Here is an 885-nt window from a genome sequence, read left to right as displayed (position 1 = left end):
TGTTTGTTGGCTTCGTTAATGGTGATGAGAATAGGAAAATCTGCTCCAGCATCAGCAATAACCAGTAACATGTAGCTTGGAAAAAGGATTTAGGTTGCAATCGCCGAAGGCTTGGTATAATATGGGATATATTGGTATATCAAATGAAATCTCAGGAGGGCAGTCCATTGAAACAGCATTTCGTTACTTATAGTCAAAACCTCATAGTAACGAAAATGTATCGGATGCTCTCATAAAAAACGAGTTTTTTTTGCATGTTACATGGCATGCAAACAAACTTGGAATCAAAGGCACCGGTGAATGTCGGAGCCTTTTTATTTTGCTTGGGCAATCGTCACACCTGGTGTGTTTGGTGTCATGCAGTAAAACAGGCGTCGGATCTTTCCGGCGTCTTTTTATTTGTAAAAGGAGGCGTGTGTATGCTATTGCTCAAGGCGCGAGGGATTGAAAAAAGCTATGGAGACAGGCAAATTTTCCGAGCAGAAGAATTAGAGATAGCTAATGACGATCGAATCGGGATTGTAGGGAGGAATGGTTCCGGGAGAACGACATTGATGAGTGTGCTTGCTGGCGACCAGCAGCCTGACCATGGAGAAGTACCAGTCATCTCGATCTGTCAGGCTTTCAACAACTAGAGGATTCCCTGCGTTCTTTTCCGGGAGCCGTGGTGCTGATTTCCCATGACCGGGAATTGCTTGATGCTATATGTACACGTATTTGGGAAGTAAGCCCAACTGCAAAAGAAGGAAAAACCCAAAGAACTGCCACAAATAAAATTTGATCTACAGCTGACGAGCGAGTAGCATAGCCGCACAGTTATTCAATGCAAGGACATGACTGTAAAAAACGATGCATAGCTCTTGTTTTCGCAGCTTTCCTTTTCTG

At 43.5% G+C, this 885-nt stretch carries 1 pseudogene; it reads left to right on the top strand.

What is annotated here, in order from left to right:
- Window positions 1-419: 419 nt before the first annotated feature.
- Window positions 420-727: pseudogene (locus EDM52_RS24905) on the top strand (ATP-binding cassette domain-containing protein); the annotation flags it as partial.
- Window positions 728-885: the final 158 nt, after the last annotated feature.

This window comes from Brevibacillus invocatus, assembly GCF_003710915.1.
Taxonomy (GTDB): domain Bacteria; phylum Bacillota; class Bacilli; order Brevibacillales; family Brevibacillaceae; genus Brevibacillus; species Brevibacillus invocatus.
Note: the sequence above shows the minus strand (reverse complement) of the source record. Positions and strands in the feature narration are given on the sequence as shown.